A 6648-nucleotide genomic window follows, 5' to 3' on the forward strand; every position below is an offset into this window, starting at 1 on the left:
TGCAGCAACGCCACCGCCAGAGCATCCCCGAGTGCGAGCGCCGCGGTCGTACTCGCCGTGGGCGCCAGACCCAGTGGGCACGCCTCCTCTTCAACCGCCACGTCCAGCACCACATCGGCGGCCTTGGCCAGCGTCGAGTTGAGGTCACCGGTCAGTGCAATCAGCGGCAGCTCCATGCGCTTGATCAACGGCAGAAGGCGGACGACCTCGTCCGACTCCCCGCTGCTCGACAGCGCCAGCACCGCGTCTCCCTTCATGAAGACGCCCGCATCGCCGTGAGAGGCCTCGGCGGCGTGCAGGAAAAGCGCCGGGGTGCCTGTACTGGTGAGCGTTGCCGCGATCTTCCGGCAGATGATGCCCGATTTTCCCATGCCCGTGACCACGACCTTGCCGGCGCACTCGGCGAGCAACTCGAGGGCACGGTCGAAGCGCGCATCGAGGCGATCGGCCAATGCGGCGATGGCGGTGGCTTCGACCGACAGGACGTGCCGGGCGTGCCGGATGCCTTCGCTTTCACGGCCCCGGCGGACCGCCGGCGGCCTTCTAGCTTTCCTTGGTAATGGCATCGATCCGCTTCAGTTCACGCAACAAGGTTTCCAGCTCATCCAGCCGATACGAGTTTGGCCCATCACTCAATGCCCGGTCAGGATCCTCATGCACTTCGAGGAACACCGCATCGACTCCCACCGCGACGGCGGCACGCGCCAGCGTCCGGATGAACTGCCGCTGCCCCCCCGACGCACTGCCCTGCCCGCCCGGCAACTGTACGCTGTGACCGGCGTCGTAGATCACCGGATATCCGAATTGCGCCATGATCGCCAGGGAACGCATATCGGCAACCAGATTGTTGTACCCGAAGGACACGCCTCGCTCGGTGACCATCAGCCCCCGGTTGCCGGTGCTGGCCAGTTTCTCCAGCACCGGACCCATGTCCCACGGCGCCAGGAACTGCCCCTTCTTCACGTTCACCGGCTTGCCGGCGCGCGCCACCGCCATGAGGAAGTCCGTTTGCCGGCAGAGAAACGCGGGAGTCTGCAGTACGTCGGCAACCTCGGCCACACGCTGCACCTGCTCACGCTCGTGCACGTCGGTCACCACCGGCACGCCCACCTCGCGCCTCACCTCGGCAAGGATGTCCAGTCCCTCATCCAGGCCGGGACCGCGATACGCGCTGAGAGAAGTCCGATTCGCCTTGTCGAAGGACGACTTGTAGATGAAGGGTACCCCCACCCGTTCCGTGATGGTCCGCAACACGCTCGCGTGCCGCAGAGCGTGCTCTCGGCTTTCAATGACGCAGGGGCCGCCGATGAAGACATACGGCCGCCCGCCGCCGATGCACAGCGGCCCGACGCTGACCTCCTGTACTGGCGACATGCTATCGCGACACCGCGCTCAACAGCGGCCTCTGCACCGACTCGGCTTTGTGCTGCAAGGCGGCCTTGATGAAGCCCTTGAACATCGGGTGGCAATCCAGCGGACGCGATTTGAATTCCGGATGGAACTGGCTGGCAAGGAACCACGGATGATCGGCCAACTCGATCATCTCGACCAGCAACTCGTCGGGAGACAGGCCGCTGAAGATCAATCCATGCTTCGACAGGATGTCGCGATACTTGTTGTTGACCTCGTAGCGGTGACGATGCCGCTCGCTGATCTTGCGCTTGCCGTAGACGCGCAATGCGAGCGAGTCTTCGCGCAACACACAGGGATACGCGCCCAAGCGCATGGTCCCGCCTTTCTGCGTCACCGCCCGCTGACCGGTCATGAGATCGATCACCGGGTGCGGGGTGTGCTCGTCCACCTCGCTCGAATTCGCCCCCTCCAACCCGCACACGTGGCGGGCAAATTCAATGACCGCCATCTGCATGCCGAAACAGATTCCGAGAAACGGGATCTTCTCCTCCCGCGCGTAGCGCACCGCCGCGATCTTGCCCTCGGTACCGCGCGGCCCGAAGCCCATGGGAACCAGGATGCCGTCGGCCCTCTCGACGGCTTCGGGCAAACCGTCCTGCTCGATTTTCTCCGAGTCGATGTACTCGACTTCGACCTTGCACTCGTTGGCGATGCCGCCGTGCGCCAAGGCCTCGTTCAAGCTCTTATAGGAGTCGGTCAGATCCACGTACTTGCCGACCATGGCGATGCGCACAGCCTCACGCGGGTGCCTGATCGTCTCCACCACCTTGACCCACTTGCTCAGATTCGGGGCGCCGGTCCAGATATTGAGCTTTTCCACCAGCCGCTCGTCCAGACCTTCTTCATGGAAGTTGAGCGGCACCTCGTAGATGGAGGCCGCGTCCTTGGCGGTGATGACCGAGTTCTCATCGACGTTACAGAAGTGGGCGATCTTCGCTTTGATCTTGCGCTCGAGCGGATGGTTGGTACGGCAGAGCAAGAGGTCGGGCTGGATCCCAAGGCCGGTGAGCTCCTTGACGCTGTGTTGGGTCGGTTTGGTCTTCACCTCGCCGGCGGTGCTGATGTATGGCACCAGCGTCAGGTGGACGTACAGCACGTTGTCGCGGCCCCGGTCCCAGCGGAACTGGCGGATGGCCTCCAGGAACGGCAGACTTTCGATGTCGCCGACGGTGCCACCGACCTCACCGATGGTGATGTCGTAGCCCTCGGCGGCCTCGAGTATTCGGCGTTTGATCTCATCCGTGATGTGCGGGATCACCTGCACCGTGCCGCCCAGGTACTCCCCGCGCCGTTCATTGGCGATGACGCGGTCGTAGACCTGGCCAGTGGTGAAGTTGTTCTTCTGGCTCATGCGCGACGACAGGAAGCGCTCGTAGTGTCCGAGGTCGAGATCGGTCTCCGCGCCGTCGTCGGTCACGAATACCTCGCCGTGCTGAAACGGGCTCATGGTACCCGGATCGACGTTGATGTACGGATCCATCTTGAAGATGGTCACCTTGAGGCCGCGGCTTTCGAGCAGCGCGCCGATCGATGCCGAGGCGATGCCCTTTCCCAGAGACGACACGACGCCGCCGGTCACGAAAATGAACTTGGTGCGCTGCTCGCTAGTCGCCATCCTCCACCACCTCTTCAGCCCGCTGCCCGAGCACGGGCCCGTTCCAAATCCCTAGGCGTGTCCACCTCTATACTCTCACCCGTTGTTTCTGCCACCTTGATACGGAAACCCCACTCGAGCGCCCGCAACTGCTCCAGCTTCTCCGCACGCTCCAGCGGAGTCGGCGCCAACCGGGCGAAGCGCAGCAGGAAGTCGCGGCGGAAGGCGTACAGGCCGATATGCTTGTAGCCCAATACCGCACCGGCCGCATCCCGCCAATAGGGCAGCGGACTGCGCGAGAAGTACAGCGCGTACCCGTCGCGGTCGGTCACCACCTTGACCACGTTGGGATTGGCCATCTCCTCGGCCTCGCAAATCGGTGCCTTCAGGGTTGCCATCGGCAGCACCGTGTCGGCCTGCATCAACCCAATCGCCGCATCCACCATGTCCGCTGCGAGAAACGGCAGGTCTGCTTGTACGTTTACGACAATCTCAGCCTCCAGGTCCCGCACCGCCTCGGCGATGCGGTCTGTACCGGATACATGCCGCGGGCTGGTCATCACGACATCGCCGCCGAAGCTGCGCACCGCGTCAGCGATCCGCCCATCGTCGGTCGCCACCAACACGCGATCAACCAGCTCCGACGCTCGCGTACGCTCGTACACGTGCTGGATCATGGGCTTACCGTGTATCAGCGCCAGGGGCTTTCCGGGGAGACGTGTGGACTCAAAGCGGGCGGGAATCAACGCGACAACTCGTGAGCCCATAAAAAAGAAAACCCGTAGCCCGGAATGGGCTACGGGAGTGCTCTATAGCAGAGGTCCCTGACAAGTCAAACTTCTTTGTTGCGATGCTCAGACCCGCTTTCCATTTCCCATTCTCCGCCCCTGCCCTGAGCCCCGACCTTGCGCCCCGACGCTTGACCTGACGCGGGTTCTGCATCTAAGGTCCGGTCAAACTCTTTCTAAAGGAATCCCGTGCGCTACAGTCAGACACTCATTCCCACCCTCAAACAGGACCCCACCGACGCCGAAGTCATCAGCCACAAGCTCATGGTGCGCGCCGGGATGATTCGACAGGTTGCACGCGGCATCTATGATTTTCTGCCGCTCGGCCTGCGCGTCGTGCGCAAGGTCGAGCACATCGTGCGCAGCGAGATGGACCGTGCCGGCGCGCAAGAGATTCTCATGCCGGCGATTTGCCCCGCCGAACTGTGGCAGGAGAGCGGGCGCTGGGACCAGTACGGCAAGGAACTGCTGCGCATGAAAGACCGCCACGAGCGCGACTTCTGTTTTGGGCCAACGCATGAGGAGGTTGTGACCGACATCGTGCGCCGCGAGATCCGCTCGTACCGCGAATTGCCGATCAATCTCTACCAGATCCAGGTCAAGTTTCGCGACGAACTGCGTCCCCGCTTCGGTCTCATACGCGGGCGCGAGTTCATCATGAAGGACGCGTACTCCTTCCACACCGACGCCGAAGATTGCCACCGCGAGTACCAGCACATGGCGGAAACCTATCGCCGCATCTTCCAGCGTTGTGGCCTGAACACCCGCCAGGTCGAGTCCGATACCGGTGCCATCGGCGGCCGCCGGGCTCACGAGTTTCAGGTGCTGGCCGATTCGGGCGAAGACGCCATCGTCAGCTGCACGAAATGCGAGTACGCGGCCAATGTCGAGAAGGCCGAGATCGCACCTGCGGTGGGCATAGGTGGCACACGTCTCGGCGCCACGCCAGGGCCTCTGAAAAAGGTGCGGACGCCGGAGAAGCGGACGATCGAGGAGGTCGGCGCGTTTTTGGCCGAGCCGCCGGAGCGATTCATCAAGACGCTGGTTTACATGACCAGCACCGGCGATACGCTGGCCGCCCTGGTTCGGGGCGATCATGAGCTCAGCGAGACCAAACTGCGCACGTTCCTCTCTGTCGAGTGGGTGGCTCTCGCGGATGCCGAGACGGTCGAGCGGCTGACCGGCGCCGCCGTCGGGTTTGCCGGCCCGATCGGGCTGCCGGCGCGCCGCATTGCCGATGCGAGTTTACGCGGCATCACGGGTGCGGTAACCGGGGCAAACGAGACCGACCACCACTTTGTCGACGTCGACCAGCAACGGGATTTCGGCGACGTGGAATTCGCTGACCTTCGTCTCGCCCGTGCGGACGACCCCTGCCCGCGTTGCGAAGGCGGTGTGTTCGCCGGGCATCGTGGTATCGAAGTGGGCAATATCTTCTACCTCGGCACCAAGTACAGCGCCGCCATGAAGGCCACGTACCTCGACTCCTCAGGCCAGGAACGGCCGATCGAGATGGGGTGCTACGGCATCGGCATCACGCGTACGGCGGCGGCCGCCGTCGAGCAGCACCATGACGATAATGGCATCATCTGGCCTCTAGCGCTGGCGCCGTTTCACGTGCAGCTCGTACCGATCAGTTGGACCGACGCGCGCATGCGCCAGACGGCGGAGGACCTGTACGCGAAGCTCCAGAGCGCCGGAGTCGAGGTGCTGCTCGACGATCGCGAGGAGCGTCCAGGTATCAAGTTCAAGGATGCGGATCTGATCGGTGTCCCGTTGCGGGTTACCATTGGGGCCAAGAGCCTCGAGCGGAACTGTGTCGAGCTCAAGCGGCGGGGAGAGCCCGCCGCACAGGATCTCCCGCTGGCGGATACGGTCGAGCGCCTGGCGGGCATGGTGCGTGCGGAACTGACATCATGAGCCTGCACTGGCCCTTCGGGATTCGGCAAGGCGGCATGCGGGCGCGCCTGATTTTCGCGCTCGACGTCGGCTCGGTGACCGAAGCGCTCGATTACGTCGATGCGCTCGCGCGTGAGGTCGGCATGTTCAAGGTCGGCAAGCAGCTATTCGTGCATGCCGGCCCGCAAGTCGTGCAGCTGATCCGTGAACGTGGCAGCGAGGTGTTTCTCGACCTGAAATTCCACGATATCCCACGCACCGTGGCCAAGGCCGCCGGCGAGGCAACGCGCATGGGCGTGCGCATGTTCGACGTCCATGCCTCGGGCAGCCTGGAGATGATGAAGCGCACGGTCGCGGAGGTCAGCAAGGTCTGTCGCAGCCAGGGCTTGCGACGGCCCAAGGTGCTGGCCGTGACGGTACTGACCAGCCTGAGCCGTGAGGACCTCAAACGCGTCGGCGTCGCCAGCGGGATCGAGAATCAGGTGGTGCGACTCGCCCGCTTATCGAAGGAAGCCGGCATGGATGGGGTGGTGGCATCGCCCCAGGAGATCGCGCCGATTCGCAAGGAATGCGGGCGGGGCTTTCTGATCGTGACGCCCGGGGTGCGGCTGCGCGGCGGCACCTGGGAAGATCAGAAGCGTGTCACCACGCCCGAAGCCGCCATCCGTGCCGGTGCCGATTACCTGGTCGTCGGGCAGCCGATTCGCGAAGCCGCCGATCCCGTGGCAGCAGCGCGCGAGATTGTCGCCGCCATGGAACGTGGCCTCACTCCACCAGTCCGCCGCAGCCGCTCGGCTGCTGAACGACCCGCCGAGTAGGCGTGCGCGCGGTTTGGAAGTAGCCCTACTACAATTTCTCCTGGCGAGATGCGGTCAGTTCGATGCGGCCGCTGGCGAGCTGCGCCACGAACTCCCGATCAGCTTCGAGGAAGTCGAAACTGGCCAGGCTCCCAAG

6 protein-coding genes are annotated in these 6648 nt (G+C 63.8%); 2 read left to right on the forward strand and 4 right to left on the reverse strand.

What is annotated here, in order from left to right; genetic code table 11:
* From VF515_20490 to kdsB, 4 genes are all read right to left on the reverse strand, one after another.
* The coding region (locus tag VF515_20490; GenBank protein HEX7410004.1) for an SIS domain-containing protein at window positions 1-566 on the reverse strand (566 nt) is incomplete at its 3' end.
* Window positions 544-1374, reverse strand: a complete 831-nt coding sequence (gene kdsA, locus VF515_20495; protein HEX7410005.1) for a 3-deoxy-8-phosphooctulonate synthase — start codon at window positions 1372-1374, stop codon at window positions 544-546. The genes kdsA and VF515_20490, both read right to left, overlap by 23 nt.
* 1 nt (window position 1375) lies before the next feature.
* Entirely contained in the window at window positions 1376-3028 is a 1653-nt protein-coding gene (locus VF515_20500) for a CTP synthase (protein ID HEX7410006.1), read from the reverse strand.
* A gap of 14 nt (window positions 3029-3042) precedes the next feature.
* Window positions 3043-3774, reverse strand: a complete 732-nt coding sequence (kdsB, locus tag VF515_20505; protein HEX7410007.1) for a 3-deoxy-manno-octulosonate cytidylyltransferase — start codon at window positions 3772-3774, stop codon at window positions 3043-3045.
* A 210-nt stretch (window positions 3775-3984) separates the two neighbouring features.
* Here kdsB and VF515_20510 point away from each other — a divergent pair, with 210 nt between their 5' ends.
* Window positions 3985-5715: a proline--tRNA ligase gene (locus tag VF515_20510; GenBank protein HEX7410008.1), complete on the forward strand. Its 1731-nt coding sequence runs from the start codon at window positions 3985-3987 to the stop codon at window positions 5713-5715.
* Window positions 5712-6512, forward strand: coding sequence for an orotidine-5'-phosphate decarboxylase (pyrF, locus tag VF515_20515; protein ID HEX7410009.1), 801 nt, complete (start codon window positions 5712-5714; stop codon window positions 6510-6512). Before VF515_20510 ends, pyrF begins: the two co-directional genes overlap by 4 nt.
* Window positions 6513-6648 lie beyond the last annotated feature (136 nt).

The sequence above is a fragment of the Candidatus Binatia bacterium genome (assembly GCA_036382395.1).
Classification (GTDB): domain Bacteria; phylum Desulfobacterota; class Binatia; order HRBIN30; family HRBIN30; genus JAGDMS01.